General features: G+C 61.2%; 12 protein-coding genes. 8 read left to right on the forward strand and 4 right to left on the reverse strand.

Features of this window, described 5'->3' with window-relative positions; all coding sequences use genetic code 11:
* The first annotated feature begins 25 nt into the window (after nt 1–25).
* The 3 genes from AC1RJ3_RS06805 to trhA all read left to right on the forward strand — a co-directional run bounded on the left by AC1RJ3_RS06805 (nt 26) and on the right by trhA (nt 7,185).
* Nucleotides 26–5,971 (forward strand): hybrid sensor histidine kinase/response regulator, encoded by a 5,946-nt coding sequence (locus AC1RJ3_RS06805; protein WP_493078090.1) that lies wholly within the window; start codon nt 26–28, stop codon nt 5,969–5,971.
* On the forward strand, nt 5,964–6,425 hold the full coding sequence (locus tag AC1RJ3_RS06810; RefSeq protein WP_054594447.1) for a chemotaxis protein CheW: 462 nt from the start codon (nt 5,964–5,966) through the stop codon (nt 6,423–6,425). The genes AC1RJ3_RS06805 and AC1RJ3_RS06810 overlap by 8 nt, the downstream gene beginning before the upstream one ends.
* Nucleotides 6,426–6,567: 142 nt before the next feature.
* Nucleotides 6,568–7,185 carry a PAQR family membrane homeostasis protein TrhA gene (gene trhA, locus AC1RJ3_RS06815; RefSeq protein ID WP_054594446.1) on the forward strand — a complete coding sequence of 206 codons (618 nt, stop codon included), beginning with the start codon at nt 6,568–6,570 and terminating at the stop codon, nt 7,183–7,185.
* A gap of 90 nt (nt 7,186–7,275) precedes the next feature.
* Here trhA and AC1RJ3_RS06820 read toward each other — a convergent pair whose 3' ends face one another.
* Nucleotides 7,276–8,187, reverse strand: coding sequence for a LysR family transcriptional regulator (locus AC1RJ3_RS06820; protein ID WP_054594445.1), 912 nt, complete (start codon nt 8,185–8,187; stop codon nt 7,276–7,278).
* Between the two features lie 107 nt (nt 8,188–8,294).
* On the opposite strand from AC1RJ3_RS06820, the gene AC1RJ3_RS06825 reads away from it, so the two are divergent.
* From AC1RJ3_RS06825 to AC1RJ3_RS06835, 3 genes are read left to right on the forward strand one after another with little or no spacing between them, the layout of a single operon-like run.
* Nucleotides 8,295–9,536 carry a D-amino acid dehydrogenase gene (locus AC1RJ3_RS06825; protein WP_429538894.1) on the forward strand — a complete coding sequence of 414 codons (1,242 nt, stop codon included), beginning with the start codon at nt 8,295–8,297 and terminating at the stop codon, nt 9,534–9,536.
* A 27-nt stretch (nt 9,537–9,563) separates the two neighbouring features.
* The gene (locus tag AC1RJ3_RS06830) at nt 9,564–9,914 is read left to right on the forward strand and encodes a RidA family protein (RefSeq protein WP_103316745.1); all 351 of its coding nucleotides are present in this window, start codon (nt 9,564–9,566) and stop codon (nt 9,912–9,914) included.
* A gap of 29 nt (nt 9,915–9,943) precedes the next feature.
* On the forward strand, nt 9,944–10,846 hold the full coding sequence (locus tag AC1RJ3_RS06835; RefSeq protein ID WP_493078094.1) for a transporter substrate-binding domain-containing protein: 903 nt from the start codon (nt 9,944–9,946) through the stop codon (nt 10,844–10,846).
* Nucleotides 10,847–10,956: 110 nt separating this feature from the next.
* Here AC1RJ3_RS06835 and AC1RJ3_RS06840 read toward each other — a convergent pair whose 3' ends face one another.
* Nucleotides 10,957–11,676, reverse strand: a complete 720-nt coding sequence (locus AC1RJ3_RS06840) for a 16S rRNA (uracil(1498)-N(3))-methyltransferase (RefSeq protein WP_054594441.1) — start codon at nt 11,674–11,676, stop codon at nt 10,957–10,959.
* 91 nt (nt 11,677–11,767) lie between these two features.
* Complete coding sequence (locus tag AC1RJ3_RS06845; protein WP_493078096.1) at nt 11,768–13,174, reverse strand: adenosylmethionine--8-amino-7-oxononanoate transaminase; 1,407 nt, start codon at nt 13,172–13,174, stop codon at nt 11,768–11,770.
* A 322-nt stretch (nt 13,175–13,496) separates the two neighbouring features.
* On the opposite strand from AC1RJ3_RS06845, the gene AC1RJ3_RS06850 reads away from it, so the two are divergent.
* The gene (locus AC1RJ3_RS06850) at nt 13,497–14,048 is read left to right on the forward strand and encodes a cytochrome b (RefSeq protein ID WP_054594439.1); all 552 of its coding nucleotides are present in this window, start codon (nt 13,497–13,499) and stop codon (nt 14,046–14,048) included.
* Between the two features lie 31 nt (nt 14,049–14,079).
* Nucleotides 14,080–14,658, forward strand: a complete 579-nt coding sequence (locus AC1RJ3_RS06855; protein WP_054594438.1) for a YceI family protein — start codon at nt 14,080–14,082, stop codon at nt 14,656–14,658.
* A gap of 66 nt (nt 14,659–14,724) precedes the next feature.
* Here AC1RJ3_RS06855 and rhlE2 read toward each other — a convergent pair whose 3' ends face one another.
* Complete coding sequence (rhlE2, locus tag AC1RJ3_RS06860) at nt 14,725–16,584, reverse strand: RNA helicase RhlE2 (protein ID WP_054594437.1); 1,860 nt, start codon at nt 16,582–16,584, stop codon at nt 14,725–14,727.
* Nucleotides 16,585–16,726 lie beyond the last annotated feature (142 nt).

Genomic DNA, 16,726 nt, shown 5'->3' on the forward strand with positions numbered 1-16,726 from the left:
GAACAGCATTTTGATGGGAGTGGTTATGGGTGATCGGCACGACTATGTGGCCCTCGAATGGGTCAAGGGCGAAATTGCCGAAACGTTGAAGCAGGCGTTTATTGCCCTTGAAAGCATGGCCCTCGACAACCGGTTCGAAGAACCACTGACGGCGCACGCGATCGCGGAGTGCCTGGCGGGGATTCATCAGGTTCACGGCAGTTTGCAGATGGTTGAATTCTACGGCGCCGCGTTGCTCGCCGAAGAGATGGAGCAGCTCGCGGCAGCGTTGCAGCACAACCGCGTCAGCCACCGCGATGAAGCCATTCGCCTGCTGCAACAAGCCCTCGGCCAACTGCCGATTTACCTCGACCGTGTGCACAGTGCCCGCCGTGACTTGCCGTTGGTGGTCTTGCCGTTGATCAACGACCTGCGCAGCGCCCGTGGCGAAAGCCTGTTGTCGGAAACCAGCCTGTTCAGCCCGCAGTGGCAAGCGCTTCCCGAATTGGATGACGACACGCTGGCAATGCTTGAGCCGGCCGAGTTGCCGAATGTGCTGCGCAAATTGCGGCAAATGTTGCAGATGGGACTGGTTGGGTTGCTTCGCGAACAGGACGACACCACCAATCTCGGCTATCTGGCCAAGGTCTTTGCACGCCTCGAAATGCTCTGCGACGGCGCGCCATTGAGCCCGTTGTGGCAGATCGCTTCGGCGCTGGTCGAAGGCATGCTCAGCGGCAGTGTCGCCAACAGTCCGGCGCTGCGCAGCCTGTTCAAGGACGCTGACAAGGAACTCAAGCGCCTGCTCGAACACGGCATCTCGGAAATCAATCAGCCAGCGCCGCCTGAATTGCTCAAAAGCCTGCTGTTCTACATTGCCAAGGCACAACATCCCACTGCGCAGATGCAAGCCATGAAAGAGCGTTATGCCCTGGACGACGCGTTGCCCGACAGTGCAATGGTCGATGAAGAACGCGCTCGCCTGGCTGGCCCGGACCGCGACGCGATGCGCTCGGTGCTGGCCGCGCTCTGCGAAGAACTGGTGCGGGTCAAGGAGCGCCTCGACCTGTTCGTGCGCAGCGACCGACAACATGTCTCGGACCTCGACAACCTGCTGGCGCCACTGCGGCAAATCGCCGACACCCTGGCGGTGCTCGGCTTCGGTCAGCCGCGCAAGGTGATCATCGATCAACTGGCGGTGGTTCTGAGCCTGGCCCAAGGCCAGCGCGAGCCGAACGACGCGATCCTGATGGATGTCGCCGGAGCCCTGCTTTACGTCGAGGCGACCCTGGCCGGAATGGTCGGCACCGTTGAGGAAAACCGCGAAGAGAGCCGGTTGCCGACCACCGACCTGACGCAGATCCACCAGATCGTCATCAAGGAAGCGCGAATCTGCCTGCAACAGGCCAAGGACATGATCGTCGACTACATCGACAGCGATTGGGATCGACAGGTCTTGCAGCCGCTTCCGGCCGTGCTGACCCAGGTGCGTGGCGCGTTGGCGATGATTCCGCTGAGCCGCGCGGCAAGCCTGCTGGAAGCCTGCAACGGTTTCATTCGCGAACATCTGCTGGCAGACCAGACGCGTCCCGATTGGCCACAACTCGACAGCCTGGCCGACGCCATTACCAGCATCGAGTATTACCTGGAGCGTTTGAGCGAAGACCCCGAGGCGCCTGGCGAAAAAATCCTTGATGTCGCCGAGCAAAGCCTGGCAGCTCTGGGGTATTTCCCCGGCGAGGTGCCTGTGCCGCTGCCCGAAGACGTGCTGAGCCCAGGCTTGGCGTTGGTGATGCCGGATCTGCCGGATCTGCCGGCACTGGATAACCCGCAGATCACCCAGTCGCTGGCCGAGGTGTTGGCCAGCCCGGCCCGTGCCGTCAATCCGCCCGCGCTGATCACGCCGGGCAGTCTGCTGCCGCCGCCGGCCGATGAAGAGCCGGTGGATGCCGAGCTGCGCGAAGTCTTTCTCGAGGAGACCGATGAAGTCCTCGATATCCTGCGCGAATACTTGCCGCGCTGGGTCGCCAGCCCCGACAGCACCTCGGTCCTGAGCGAGTTGCGTCGCGCCTTCCATACGTTGAAAGGCAGCGGGCGAATGGTCCGCGCACTGGTGTTGGGCGAGTTGGCGTGGGCACTGGAAAATCTGCTCAACCGGGTGCTGGAACGCAGTGTCGAACCGGGTCCGCCGGTTTATCAGCTGCTGGATGAAGTGCTGCAACTGCTCCCTGAACTGATCGCTGAGTTCGCCGCCAACACCCAGCGTCAGCGCGACGATGTCGACCGCCTGGCCGCTCGCGCCCATGCCCTGGCGAAGGGGGATGAAACCCTGCCGGACACTGCGTCGCAGGATGACGCGATGCTTGATCCGCAGTTGCTGGAGATCTTCCGCAACGAAGCTGAAACCCACCTCCAGAGCCTCGACCGTTTTCTCGACCGGGCCGCTGAGCATGTGCCGTTGCAGGCCAGCGATGAGTTGCAACGCGCCTTGCACACCCTCAAGGGCAGCGCTTCGATGGCCGGTGTGTTGCCGATTGCCGAACTGGCGGCGCCGTTCGATCATCTGGCCCGCGAGTACAAGGCGCACCAGATTGCGCTGGACCTGGATGAAGTCGAACTGCTGCTCGAAGCCGGTGAACTGTTGCGGCGCGGGCTGAAGCAATTGAGCGGTGATCCGCTGATGCCGATCAGGGGTGCCGAAGACTTGATCGGGCGCACTCAGGCGCTGCTTGCCGAGCGCCTGGACGCCATCCTCAATGCGCCGAACACGGGGTTGCGGATCAAGCGTGATCCGCAACTGATCAACAAATTCCTGGCCCAGGGCATGGATATCCTGCTGGACGCCGAAAACCTCTTGCAGCGCTGGCAGCAACACCCCGGCGAGCGGCAGGAACTCAGCGCGCTGCTGGATGAGTTGACGACCCTGGGCGAGAACGCGCACCTGGCCGATCTGCATCCGGTGGACGAGCTGTGCGAAGCCTTGCTCGACCTCTACGGCGCGGTGGAGGAAAGCAGCCTGGCGGTCAACGAGCGGTTCTTCCATGAAGCGCAAAGTGCTCACGAAGCGCTGATCAACATGCTTGATGAACTGGCCGCCGGCCAGGAAGTCGGTTCACAACCGGCGCGGGTGCGGGCCTTGCGTGATTTGCTCAATGAGGGCCTTGATCCGTCGGCCATGGGGCTGATTCGCAGCGATGGCAGTCGCACGCTGAGCATTACCGAACTGGGCAGCGCCACCAGCGAGCTGGCACAGGCACAGGCGCAGGCGTTGATGATTGACGATGAAATCGTTTCGATCTTTCTCGAAGAAGCGGTGGATATCCTCGAAAGCGCCGGACAGGCCTTGCAGCGTTGGCTCAATGATCCGGAGAGCGCTGCGCCGCTGTCGTCATTGCAGCGCGACTTGCACACTCTCAAGGGCGGCGCACGAATGGCCGAGGTTGGGCCGGTCGGCGATCTGGCCCACGAGCTTGAAAGCCTTTATGAAGGCTTGGTCGACCGGCGCTTCAGTCATTCACCAGCGCTCGGGGTGTTATTGCAACAGAGCCACGACCGCCTCGCGATGTTGCTCGAACAGTTGCAAAACCATCAGCCACTGAGCGATCCGGGTACGTTGATCGAGGCGATCCAGCAATTTCGGCAAAGCACTGGCAGTACGGCTGAAGTGGTCGAGGCGGCGGCTGCGAATGATGCGGCGAGCCACGATCCGGAACTGTTGGAGATCTTCCTCGAGGAAGGTTTCGACATCATCGACAGTTCGGGTGCGGCGCTGTCGCGCTGGCAGGCGGACCCGCAAAATCGTCAGGAAATGGAAACCCTGCTGCGCGACCTGCACACCCTCAAGGGCGGCGCGCGAATGGTCGAAATCGCCCCGATTGGCGACCTGGCCCATGAGCTGGAATTTCTTTACGAAGGGTTGTCGACCGGCTTGCTGCACGCCATACCGGCGTTGTTCGATCTGTTGCAACGCAGCCATGACCGGTTGGCGCAGATGCTCGATGCGACCCGCGCCGGCCAGCCGGTGCTGCCGGCGGACAGCCTGATCGACGCGATCAAGGCCTTCACTCACCCGACAGCTGACAAGGCCCCGACACCGGCTCCGGTGGTTGAAGTGGCACCGGTGGCCAAGCCAGAGGCCGCGGCGCTGCAACCGGACGCTGGCGCCGATATGGTCAAGGTGTCGGCCGAACTGCTGGACGATCTGGTCAACCTGGCCGGGGAAACCTCGATCTTTCGCGGTCGCATCGAGCAGCAAGTCAACGATGCGCAAGTCGCCCTGAGCGAGATGGAAACCACCATCGAGCGCATGCGCGATCAGTTGCGCCGGCTCGACACCGAAACTCAGGGCCGGATCCTCAGCCGGCAGCAGGTTGAGGCCGAGCGCCTGGGCTACGAAGAGTTCGATCCACTGGAAATGGACCGTCACTCGCAGTTGCAGCAGTTGTCGCGGGCATTGTTCGAGTCGGCGTCCGACTTGCTCGACCTTAAGGAAACCCTCGAGCGCTGCAACCACGACGCCGAGAACCTGCTGCAACAACAAGGTCGGATCAATACCGAACTGCAGGAAGGCTTGATGCGTTCGCGCATGGTACCGTTCGAACGGATGCTGCCGCGCTTGAAGCGCATCGTTCGTCAGGTTTCCAGCGAGTTGGGCAAAGACGTCGAGTTCATTGTCGGGAACGCCGAAGGCGAGATGGACCGCAATGTGCTGGAACGCATGGCGGCGCCGCTTGAGCACATGCTGCGCAATGCTGTCGACCACGGTCTGGAGTCCGCCGAAGTCCGCCGTGCGGCCGGTAAACCCGAGCAAGGCCGCATCACCCTGGATTTGTCTCGTGAGGGCGGCGACATCATTTTCGACATCCGCGACGACGGTGCCGGCGTGCCGCTGGATGCCGTGCGGCGCAAGGCGATCAAGCGCGGGTTGCTCGATCCCGGTAGTGACATGAGCGATCGCGACGTGTTGCAGTTCATTCTGCAGCCAGGGTTTTCCACTGCCGAGAAAATCACCCAGATCTCCGGGCGTGGCGTCGGTATGGATGTGGTTCACGAAGAAGTGCGGCAACTCGGTGGCTCGATGGTCATCGACTCTGTGCCTGGGCACGGCGTGCACTTCCGCATTCGTCTGCCGTTCACCGTGTCGGTCAACCGTGCGCTGATGGTGCAGTGTGCCGAGGATCAATACGCGATCCCGCTGAACACCATCGAGGGCATCGTGTGCGTGCTGCCCTTTGAGCTGGAGGGCTATTACCAGCTCGATCCACCGCTATATGAATACGCCGGGCAACGCTATGAACTGTGCTACCTCGGCGAGCTGCTGAAGACCAGCGTCCGCCCGAAACTGCTGGGCCAGAGCCTGCCGTTGCCGGTGTTGCTGGTGCAGTGCAACGAGCGGCGCATCGCGGTGCAGGTCGATGCGACGACCGGTACCCGGGAAATCGTGGTGAAAAGTCTCGGCCCGCAGTTCGCGGCGGTGCAGGGGTTGTCTGGCGCGACCATTCTTGGCGATGGCCGGGTGGTGCTGATTCTCGACCTGCTGACGCATATCCGCGCCATGCAGACGCAGGTGTCACCGCAGCGGGTCATTCAGGAGACGGCCACGGAGGCCGAGCCGCAGCGTTCGATGCTGGTCCTGGTGGTCGACGACTCGGTCACCGTGCGCAAGGTCACCAGCCGCCTGCTCGAACGCCACGGCATGAACGTGCTAACCGCCAAGGACGGCGTCGACGCCATGCTGTTGCTCGAAGAGCACATGCCCGACCTGATGCTGCTGGACATTGAAATGCCGCGCATGGATGGTTTTGAAGTGGCCATGCAGGTACGCAACGATCCACGGTTGCAGCACCTGCCGATCATCATGATCACCTCGCGCACCGGCCAGAAACACCGCGACCGGGCGATGGCTATCGGCGTCAACGACTACCTCGGCAAGCCGTACCAGGAATCGGTATTGCTCGAAAGCATCGCTTTATGGAGCAAAACCCATGCTTGAACACCGCACCAGCAACCTCACCGGGCTGCTGCTGCCCTTGGCCGATCGCAACCTGATCCTGCCCAATGTCGCCGTCGCCGAGTTGATCGACTATCAGCCCGGCGCCTTTGACCTCGATTCACCGCCCTGGTACCTGGGCCTGGTGACCTGGCGCGAGCGGCAAATCCCGCTGTTGAGTTTCGAATCGGCCTGCGGCAACAAAACCGTGATCGGCGACCGTGCGCGTATCGTCGTCCTCAACGCTCTCGGCGGGCGCCCGCACCTCAAATTCATCGCCTTGCTGGTGCAAGGGATTCCACGCTCCTACAAGCTCGACAGCCAGTTGAGCTATGTCGACGTGCCGCTGTGCTCGCTGGAACACGCCGCGGTCCAGGTCGCCGAACACGTGGCGAAAGTCCCGGACCTGCTGGCGCTGGAAGAGTTGTTGGTGGGGGCGGGGTTGGTTGCGCAGTGAGTTGATCGGTCCCTTCTGGGGAACGATAAGTCCCACAAAGGGACCGCTTTAGTCCATGACATTTGATTTGAAACATTGCACACCCAGGCTACAAGCCTGAGGCTTGTGCGATGTAGCAGTGATTTTTTGAGGTTGGAGACGCATGTATCACGGAGAAAAATTCAACGCCTGGAGCCATTTGTTCGGGGCGGTTGCGGCGTGTGTCGGGGCGGTCTGGTTGTTGGTGATTGCCAGTTTGGACGGCAGCCCCTGGAAGATTGTCAGCGTGGCGATTTACGGCTTTACCTTGCTGGTGCTGTACAGCGTTTCGACGGTTTATCACAGCGTGCGCGGGCGGGCGAAGGTGATCATGCAGAAGGTCGATCACCTGTCGATCTACCTGCTGATCGCTGGCAGTTACACGCCATTTTGTCTGGTGACTTTGCGCGGACCGTGGGGCTGGACCTTGTTCGGGATTGTCTGGGGGCTGGCGGTGATCGGCATGCTGCAAGAGATCAAGCCGCGCTCCGAGGCGCGGATTCTGTCGATCGTGATCTACGCGGTGATGGGCTGGATCGTGCTGGTGGCGGTCAAGCCGCTGCTGGCGGCGTTGGGCACTGTCGGTTTTGCCTGGCTGGCGGCGGGCGGGGTGTTCTATACCGTCGGCATCATCTTCTTCGCCCTAGACAGCCGACTGCGCCACGCCCACGGCATCTGGCACCTGTTCGTCATCGCCGGCAGTTTGCTGCACTTCGTGGCGATCCTGTTTTACGTCTTGTGAAGCAAAAGATCGCAGCCTTCGGCAGCTCCTACGCCGAACGCGTTGCTCTGTAGGAGCTGTCGCAGGCTGCGATCTTTTAGCTGGTGCTCATCAACGATCCACCAACCGATCCAGTTGCTCCTGTGCGCGCGTGCTGAAGATCGTCAGCAAATCGCTCAGGGTGTGCGGCGGTGGCTCGTCAACGCGGGTCACGGCGTACAAAGTGATCGGCAACGGCGGCGCCAATGGCCGGATGGTCGTAGTCCTCGGTGAGGCACCGAGGGCTGTGAACGGGTCGATGACCGCCAGCCCGGCACCGGATTCGACCATGGCCCGCGCCAATGAATAGGTCTGCACGGAGATGCTGACCCGTGGCGGTGGCTCGACGGCTTTCAGGTAACTGTCGAGCCTGGCGGACAACGGATCGGCGCTGGACAGACCAATCAAAGGCGCATCGGCCAAGGCCATCAATGGCAGTGGCTTGCCTTGGTCTGCCTCAGGCCAGTAACCGCTCGGCGCCAACGCTACCAGCACCCCACAGGCCAACGCCTGGGCCTTGAGCCCTGGGTGGTCGGGTTGTTGCAGGGTCAGCGCGACATCGATTTCACGCATCAGCAGGTTCTGCATCAATTCGCGGCTGTGGGCGCTGGACAGTTCGCAGACGATGTCCGGGTAACGCCGGGTCCACTCGTTGACCGCCGGCGGCAGTAGCGACAGGGCCAGCGCCGGTGTCGCGCCGATCCGCAGGCTGTGGCCCGGCTCGCGGCGCAGGCTCTGGGCCAGGCGTCGCACTCCTTGCAGGCTTTCAGTGACCTTGTCGACCTCGCGCTCCAGTTCCAGTGCTTCAGGCGTAGCCTGCAATTTACCACGCACCCGCAAAAACAGCGGGAAGCCCAGTTGTTGCTCGGCGTGCTGCAACACCTTGGTCACCGCAGGCTGCGAGACGTGCAGTAATTGCGCGGCGCCGCTGACCGAACCGGTCTGGCGGATGGCCTGGAAAATCTCGATGTGTCGAAGGCGCATGGCGATTCCATAACCTTTGCTTATGGGTCAGGCATCTTTATTCATTGTTCGGCGCCTGTCACCCGGCTCTAACCTCAGGCTCGTCTCAACAATGGCTAAGGACTGACATGGCTCAGCGAGTTTGCATCATCGGCGGTGGGGTGATTGGCCTGACAACGGCTTACGCGCTGGTTCGCGATGGCTTTGAGGTGACGGTGGTCGAGGCCCGTGACTCGCTGGGCAGCGAAACCAGTTTTGCCAACGGCGGCCAATTATCCTATCGCTACGTTGCGCCGCTGGCCGATGCCGGCGTGCCGTTACAGGCCATCGGCTGGATGCTGCGAGGGGATTCGCCGCTGAAGCTGCGCATGCGTTTCGACCCGGCGCAGTGGCGCTGGATGGCGTCCTTCCTTGGTGCTTGCCGGACCTCGGTGAATCGCCAGAATGCGGCCCATTTGCTACGTCTGGCGCTATTGAGCCAGACCACCCTGCAAGGCTGGCGCGAAGAGGACTCGCTGGACGGCTTCAATTGGCGGCGCAACGGCAAACTGGTGACCTTTCGCCAGGCTGCGAGCTTCGAGCATGCCCGCAACAGCCTCGTCGATCCACAGCAACAGCAAGTGTTGTCGCCAGCTGAAAGCGCGCGTCTTGAGCCAGCGCTGGCTGATGCTGCGTTTGTCGGGGCGATTTATACCCCGGACGAAGAGGTGGGCGACTGCCACGCCTTCTGCCAGCAACTGATGAAGCGGCTGAAAGCCTCGGGCCGATGCGAGTTTCGGCTGGGGCGGGCGGTGACCGGGATTCGTCATGTCGACGGTGCGGTAAGCGCCATTGAATTGGCTGATGAGGTGTTGCCGGTCGAACAACTGGTCATCGCCGCCGGCCACCGTAGCCCGTTGCTGGCACTGCCCGGTGTGCACCTGCCGCTGTATCCGCTCAAAGGTTATAGCCTGACGGTACCGATTGGTGCAGAGCATCGTGCCCCGGACCTGAGCATCACCGACTACGACCGCAAGATCGTCTATGCGCGGATCGGCGAGCAATTGCGGGTGGCGGCGATGGTCGACATCGTTGGCTTCGATCCGGCGCCGGATCCCAAGCGCCTGGCACTGATCAAGCGCCAGGCTTGCGACACGTTTCCGAATGCCGGCACCTACGACGCGGCTGTCGAATGGGCTGGTATGCGCCCGGCCACTCCCAGCGGCGTGCCGCTGTTGGGGGCGACGGCTTACCGCAACCTGTGGCTCAACCTCGGCCATGGCGCGTTGGGTTTCACCCTGGCGTGCGGCAGTGCCCGGGTGCTCAGCGAACTGATCGGCCAACGCAACCCTTCCATCGACCTGCAGGGTTTTACGCATCGTGCTGCCTGACCTCTCATCCATGCAAAGGAACGTCTCATGACCATCACTCGTATCAACAGCAACAGTCGTTTATCCGGCGCCGTGACCTTTGGCGAGTTGGTGTTTCTCTCCGGTCAGGTGCCGGGCGACAGCACCGATGTCTCAGGGCAGACCCGCGAGGTGCTGGAGAAGATCGACGCGTTGCTGGCCGAGGCGGGCAGCGACAAGGACCATCTGCTGAGCGCGACCATTTACCTGAAGGACATCGGGCAGGATTTTGCGGCGATGAATGACGTCTGGTCGGCCTGGCTGTCGCCGGGACACGCACCGAGTCGCACCACCTTGCAGGCTGAACTCGCACGCCCGCAGGTGCTGGTGGAAATCACCGTTATCGCTGCTCGCCGCTAAATAAACACCATCCACAACGGAGAATAACAATGCAAAAAATCACGTTGATCGGCTGCACCCTGGGCCTGCTGCTCGGGACTCAAGTCCAGGCGGCCGAGGCGCCGCTGACCGGCACCTTGAGCAAAATTGCCAGCGCCAACAGCATCACGCTGAGCTATCGCGATGCGTCGGTACCGTTCTCTTATGTGGGTGATCAGTCGGGCCAGCCCATGGGTTACTCGGTGGACCTGGCGAACAAGATCGTCGAGCGTATCCAGCAGAAACTCGCGTTGCCGCAGCTCAAGGTGAAGTACAACCTCGTGACCTCGCAGACGCGGATCCCGCTGGTGCAGAACGGCACCGTAGACCTTGAATGCGGTTCTACCGGGGTGACCGCCGAGCGGCAAAAACAGGTGGCGTTTTCCTACGGGTTTATTTACGTCAAAGGCCAGTTACTCACGGCCAGCGACAGCGGCATCAAGAGCTTCGCCGACCTGCGCGGCAAGAGCGTGGTGACCACCGCCGGCACCACTAACGAGCGCTTTCTCAAAAGCTACAACGCCGACCACAAGATCGACATGTTCGTGATCAGTGCCAAGGATCACGGCGAAGCCTTCCAGATGTTGCAATCGGGCCGGGCAGCGGCGTTTTACATGGACGATGCACTGCTTTACGGCGAGCGCGCCAAGGCCCGTGATCCGCACAAGTGGGTGGTAGTTGGAGAAGAGCAGTCGCGGGAAATCTACAGCTGCATGGTGCGCAAGGATGATCCGCAATTCCTCGCGCTGGTCAACGGAGCCCTGGCGGACCTGTACAGCTCGGGTGAAATCAACGGCATCTACCAACGCTGGTTCGAACAGCCGATCCCGCCTAAAGGGCTGAACCTGGAGTTTCCGATGACCAGCGAGCTGAAAGCCATTATCGCCAAACCGGTAAGTGATCCGGTGGAATAAACGGCAAAAAGATCGCAGGCTGCGCCAGCTCCTACGGGGATCGCGTTCATCCGTAGGAGCTGGCGCAGGCTGCGATCTTTTCCAATCACCGCAAATCAAAAAAAGTGCGGTTAGAAATCCCCCCACAACTGCTGGGCCACGGCCAATGCCACCACCGGCGCGGTTTCGGTGCGCAGCACTCGTGGGCCGAGGCGGGCGGAATGGAAGCCGGCGCTTTGAGCCTGATCGACTTCCACGTCCGACAACCCGCCTTCCGGGCCGATCAGGAACGCCAGTGTCGAAGGTTTTGCATGGCTGACCAGCGGCTCGGCCACCGGGTGCAGCACCAGCTTCAGTTCGGCCTCGGATTGTTTGAGCCAGTCGGCCAGCAACAGGGGCGGGTGGATCACCGGCACTCGCGAACGACCGCATTGTTCGCACGCGCTGATAGCGACCTGACGCCAGTGCTGCAAGCGTTTATCGGCGCGTTCATCCTTGAGCCGGACTTCGCAGCGGTCACTGAAGATCGGGGTGATTTCAGTCACGCCCAGTTCGGTAGCTTTCTGAATCGCCCAGTCCATCCGCTCGCCGCGAGACAAGCCCTGGCCCAGATGAATCTGCAACGGCGACTCGATTTGCCCGGCGAAGCTTTCCGTCAACGCCACGCGCACGCGCTTTTTGCCGACTTCCGCCAGCGTGCCGCGAAATTCCTGGCCTGAACCGTCGAACACTTGCAACGCATCGCCCTCGGCCATGCGCAGTACGCGACTGATGTAGTGCGCCTGAGCCTCTGGCAATTCATGCTCGCCGAGGCTCAAGGGGGCGTCGATGAAGAAGCGGGACAGTCTCATTCTGGGTCTCTGTAAAATTTGAATGTGCGGCTTGGTGATGATCTGTGGCGAGGGAGCAAGCTCCCTCGCCACAATCGATCTTCGGTAAACCCTAGCCCGGATCGCGGAAGCCCGGATGGAAGTCCTTCGGCACCGCCACGCTGACCTTGTTGCTGGTGGCGATATCGATCCCTTCGCTGGCAACCGTGGCAAGGAAGTCGATCTGCTCGGGGGTGATCACGTAGGGCGGCAGGAAATACACCACGCTGCCCAACGGCCGCAACAGCGCGCCACGTTCCAGTGCGTGCTGGAACACTTTCAGCCCACGGCGTTCCTGCCAGGGATAAGCAGTTTTGCTCGCCTTGTCCTGAACCATTTCGATGGCCAGCACCATGCCGGTCTGGCGTACTTCCGAAACATGCGGGTGGTCAGTCAGGTGCGCGGTCGAGCTGGCCATGCGTTGGGCGAGGGCCTTGTTATTCTCGATGACGTTGTCTTCTTCGAAGATATCCAGCGTCGCCAACGCCGCTGCACAGGCCAGCGGATTGCCGGTGTAGCTGTGGGAATGCAGGAAGGCGCGCAGTGTCGGATAGTCGTCGTAGAAAGCGCTGTAGACCTCATCCGTGGTGACGCACGCTGCCAGCGGCAGATAACCGCCGGTCAGGGCTTTGGACAGGCACAGGAAGTCCGGGCGGATGCCGGCCTGTTCGCAGGCGAACATCGTTCCGGTGCGGCCGAAGCCGACGGCGATTTCATCGTGGATCAGGTGCACGCCGTAACGGTCACAGGCTTCGCGCAGCAGTTTCAGGTACACCGGGTGATACATACGCATCCCGCCAGCACCTTGGATCAGCGGCTCGACGATCACTGCAGCAACGGTTTCGTGGTTTTCGGCGAGGGTCTGTTCCATCGCCGCGAACATGTTGCGCGAGTGTTCTTCCCAGCTCATGCCTTCAGGACGCAGGTAGCAGTCCGGGCTTGGCACCTTGATGGTGTCCAGCAGCAGCGCTTTATAGGTCTCAGTGAACAGCGGCACGTCGCCGACCGACATCGCGGCCATGGTTTCGCCGTGGTAGCTATTGGTCAGCGTGACGAAGCGTTTCTTGTCCGACTGACCGCGGTTGAGCCAGTAGTGAAAGCTCATTTTCAGCGCCACTTCGATGCAGGACGACCCGTTATCGGCGTAGAAACACCGCGTCAGGCCTTCCGGCGTCATCTTCACCAGGCGTTCGGACAACTCGATCACCGGTTGATGGCTGAAGCCGGCGAGGATCACGTGTTCCAGTTGATCGACCTGGTCCTTGATCCGTTGGTTGATCCGCGGGTTGGCGTGGCCGAACACGTTGACCCACCAGGAGCTGACCGCGTCGAGGTAGCGTTTGCCTTCGAAGTCTTCGAGCCATACGCCTTCGCCGCGCTTGATCGGGATCAGCGGCAGCTGTTCGTGGTCTTTCATCTGGGTGCAGGGATGCCACAGAACCGCGAGATCGCGCTGCATCCACTGATTATTCAAGCCCATTTTCACTCTCCTCGAGGCGGTCCGTGAGATGCGCGGACATACAATCGCGCAAGCCTATGCAATGCCGGGCGAGCGGACAACCTATTGTGGCGTTTGCGCATGGAAACGCAGGTGTGTTACGTGGTTGTATTGACGTGCACATACGCTGACAGGGCACGCTAGAGCGTCTGATGTTTGGGTCGCACGTTGGGGGTTAATCTTTCCTTAACCCACCCCTTTCAGACTCTTGATCGTATTTCTCGATATTTCAAAGCGAAATTTTCGGCTTTAAATCGATAGATAACTCGATAGTCTTGGTCGCAGTTCTTACAGGATTTGGGCAATGCAGCTACGTAACTCTTCCTCCCGCTATGGCGGGGTCAGCATCTTTCTGCACTGGGGCGTGGCGCTGGCGGTCTTCGGTCTGTTTGCTCTGGGCTTGTGGATGGTCGGTCTGGACTACTACAGCAACTGGCGCAAAGAAGCGCCGGACTTGCACAAAAGCATCGGCTTGACGCTGTTCGCGTTCTTGTCGTTGCGGGTGTTGTGGCGTTTTATCAGCCCACCGCCGCCGACGCTGCAAAGCTATAGCCGCATGACGCGCCTCGGCGCCAAGCTCGGTCACTCCTTCCTCTATCTCAGCCTGTTCGCGGTGATGATTGCCGGTTACCTGATTTCCACCGCAGACGGTGTCGGGATTCCGGTGTTTGGTCTGTTTGAAATTCCTGCGCTGATTTCCGGTCTACCGGACCAGGCAGACACCGCCGGTGCGATTCATCTGTATCTGGCGTGGACGCTGGTGATTTTTTCCGGTCTCCATGCGTTGGCAGCACTGAAGCACCACTTTATCGACCGTGATGCGACCCTGACGCGAATGCTGGGACGCAAAGCCTGATGTTCAACCTCGACTCCAAGGAATAGAAAGCATGTTGAAAAAGACTCTCGCCGCTCTGGCAATCGGTACTGCTCTGTTGTCGGCAGGGCAAGCGATGGCCGCGGAATACAAGATCGACAAGGAAGGCAATCACGCTTTCGTCGACTTCAAGATCAGCCACCTGGGCTACAGCTTCATCCACGGTACTTTCAAGGACTGGGACGGTAAGTTCAGCTTCGACGCCAAGGCTCCAGAAGCCAGTAAAATCGACGTTGTGCTGAAAACCGCCAGCGTTGATACCAATCACGCTGAACGTGACAAGCACATCCGTACCCCGGACTTCCTGGACGCAGCGAAATACCCTGAAGCCAAGTTCGTTTCCACCAGTGTCAAATCCACTGGCGAAAAAACCGCTGACGTGACCGGCGACCTGACCCTGCACGGCGTGACCAAGCCAGTTGTGATCAAGGCAACCTTCAACGGCGAAGGCAAGGACCCATGGGGTGGCTACCGTGCCGGCTTCAACGGCACGACTACCCTGCAGTTGAGCGAGTTCGGCATCAAAGGCCCAGGTCCTACTTCCCAGACCCTGGACCTGGACATCACGTTTGAAGGTGTTCAAGCGAAATAATTTTCGCTGCTGACACAAAAACGCCCCTGATCGCGAGATCAGGGGCGTTTTTGTTAGCAGGAGAAATCAGCGGTTGCGGGTCAGCAACGCCGGTTTCTCGCCGCGTGGGCGGCTTGGCAGTTGATCGAGCTGCTCAGGTGTCGGGAAGCGATCAGCCTTGGACTCCTTGTGCATGATCTTCGGCTGGGTACCGCGCGGGTTCTGCACTGCGGGTTCCTGACGCGGCTGGTCGTCACGGGCCGGGCGGCGGTTGCGCGACTCCTCGCGACGGGCCTGGCCGTCACGTGGAGCACCGCTGCGTGGACCACTGCGCTTGGCAGGTGGGGTGCCAGTGCTGGCGCCGCTGCTATTACGCGGACCGTTCTGGCGACCTTGTGGCTGGCCGGTGCGTGGAGCACCTGCACCAGCAGCGCCTTGTGCCGGAGCACCCGGACGGCGGCCACGGCCTTGAGGGGCCTTCTGTTGCGGAACGTAGTCGACGCGGTTACCGAAGTTATCGATATCGTCGTCGAGGAACTCGTCCGGTGCGCGGTCAGCAGCGGCGCGGGGTGCCGGACGCTGCTGTTCGCGGGCCGGGGTGCCTTCACGTGGCTTTTGAGCCGGGCGTTCGCCACGGCCGGCAGCCGGTTTTTCCTTGCCGCCCTTGTCCTTGCCCTTGTCTTTACGACCGCCGCCACCGCCGCTGCCGTTTGGACCGTCGCCGCGTGGGCCGCGTGGATTGCGCGGGTTACGCACGTCCGGACGCTCGCGAACTTCTGGTTTCTCGGCTTCTACAGCGCTGGAATCAAAGCCCATCAGGTCGCCATCGGCGATTTTCTGCTTGGTCATGCGCTCGATGCTTTTCAGCAGTTTTTCTTCGTCCGGAGCAACCAGCGAGATCGCCTCGCCCGAACGACCGGCACGGCCGGTACGGCCGATACGGTGCACATAGTCTTCGTCGACGTTTGGCAGCTCGAAGTTGACCACGTGTGGCAGTTGGTCGATATCCAGGCCGCGGGCAGCGATATCGGTGGCCACCAGGATACGCACTTCGCCGGCCTTGAAGTCGGCCAGGGCTTTGGTGCGGGCGTTCTGGCTCTTGTTGCCGTGGATCGCGACGGCGCTCAGACCGTGTTTGTCCAGGTACTCGGCCAGGCGGTTGGCGCCGTGCTTGGTACGGGTGAACACCAGAACCTGTTCCCAGGCGCCGGCAGTAATCAGGTGCGCCAGCAGCGAGCGCTTGTGGCTGGCGGCCAGACGGAACACCCGTTGCTCGATGCGCTCGACCGTGGTGTTCGGTGGCGTGACTTCGATGCGTTCCGGGTTGTGCAGCAACTTGCCGGCAAGGTCAGTGATGTCCTTGGAGAAGGTTGCCGAGAACAGCAGGTTCTGACGTTTGGCCGGCAGGCGGGCGAGGACTTTCTTCACGTCATGGACGAAGCCCATGTCGAGCATCCGGTCCGCTTCGTCCAGTACCAGGATTTCCACGTGGGACAGATCGACGCTGCCTTGGCCGGCCAGGTCGAGCAAACGGCCCGGGCAAGCCACCAGCACGTCGACACCGCGGGACATCGCCTGAACCTGTGGGTTCATGCCAACGCCGCCGAAAATGCAGGCACTGACGAATTTCAGGTCACGGGCGTAGACCTTGAAACTCTCGTGCACCTGGGCGGCCAGTTCGCGAGTCGGGGTCAGGACCAGGACGCGTGGTTGGCGCGGGCCGTGACGCTGGGATTTGTCCGGGTGACCGTTGGGGAACAAGCGCTCCAGAATCGGCAAGGCGAAACCGCCGGTTTTACCCGTACCTGTCTGCGCCGCAACCATCAAGTCGCGACCTTGCAACACGGCGGGAATGGCCCGCTGTTGCACCGGGGTAGGCTGGGTGTAGCCCGCTGCCTCGATGGCGCGGACTAAAGCCTCGGAGAGACCGAGGGAAGCAAAGGACATGAGTAATCCTGTTTTAGTTAGGGCTTGGCCCAATGGGATAGTCTTGCCTGGCGCGAATGGCGTTTATGGAGAAGCGCAATCGCGTCCGGTCCTGCTGGGGCTTGAAGGCTCATCTTCGAGTACTCGCGCGGGCTGAAAAGCT

The organism is Pseudomonas sp. GW822-FHT04C11 (assembly GCF_058800905.1).

What these genes read in the sequence shown, in the direction of transcription:
- AC1RJ3_RS06820 (WP_054594445.1), bottom strand. Translation starts at nt 8,187, where the DNA reads ATGCGCCTTCGACACATCGAGATTTTCCAGGCCATCCGCCAGACCGGT.
- AC1RJ3_RS06845 (WP_493078096.1), bottom strand. Translation starts at nt 13,174, where the DNA reads ATGGGCTTGAATAATCAGTGGATGCAGCGCGATCTCGCGGTTCTGTGG.
- AC1RJ3_RS06805 (WP_493078090.1), top strand. Translation starts at nt 26, where the DNA reads ATGGGTGATCGGCACGACTATGTGGCCCTCGAATGGGTCAAGGGCGAA.
- AC1RJ3_RS06810 (WP_054594447.1), top strand. Translation starts at nt 5,964, where the DNA reads ATGCTTGAACACCGCACCAGCAACCTCACCGGGCTGCTGCTGCCCTTG.
- AC1RJ3_RS06835 (WP_493078094.1), top strand. Translation starts at nt 9,944, where the DNA reads ATGCAAAAAATCACGTTGATCGGCTGCACCCTGGGCCTGCTGCTCGGG.
- AC1RJ3_RS06855 (WP_054594438.1), top strand. Translation starts at nt 14,080, where the DNA reads ATGTTGAAAAAGACTCTCGCCGCTCTGGCAATCGGTACTGCTCTGTTG.
- AC1RJ3_RS06825 (WP_429538894.1), top strand. Translation starts at nt 8,295, where the DNA reads ATGGCTCAGCGAGTTTGCATCATCGGCGGTGGGGTGATTGGCCTGACA.
- AC1RJ3_RS06840 (WP_054594441.1), bottom strand. Translation starts at nt 11,676, where the DNA reads ATGAGACTGTCCCGCTTCTTCATCGACGCCCCCTTGAGCCTCGGCGAG.
- AC1RJ3_RS06850 (WP_054594439.1), top strand. Translation starts at nt 13,497, where the DNA reads ATGCAGCTACGTAACTCTTCCTCCCGCTATGGCGGGGTCAGCATCTTT.
- AC1RJ3_RS06830 (WP_103316745.1), top strand. Translation starts at nt 9,564, where the DNA reads ATGACCATCACTCGTATCAACAGCAACAGTCGTTTATCCGGCGCCGTG.
- trhA (WP_054594446.1), top strand. Translation starts at nt 6,568, where the DNA reads ATGTATCACGGAGAAAAATTCAACGCCTGGAGCCATTTGTTCGGGGCG.
- rhlE2 (WP_054594437.1), bottom strand. Translation starts at nt 16,584, where the DNA reads ATGTCCTTTGCTTCCCTCGGTCTCTCCGAGGCTTTAGTCCGCGCCATC.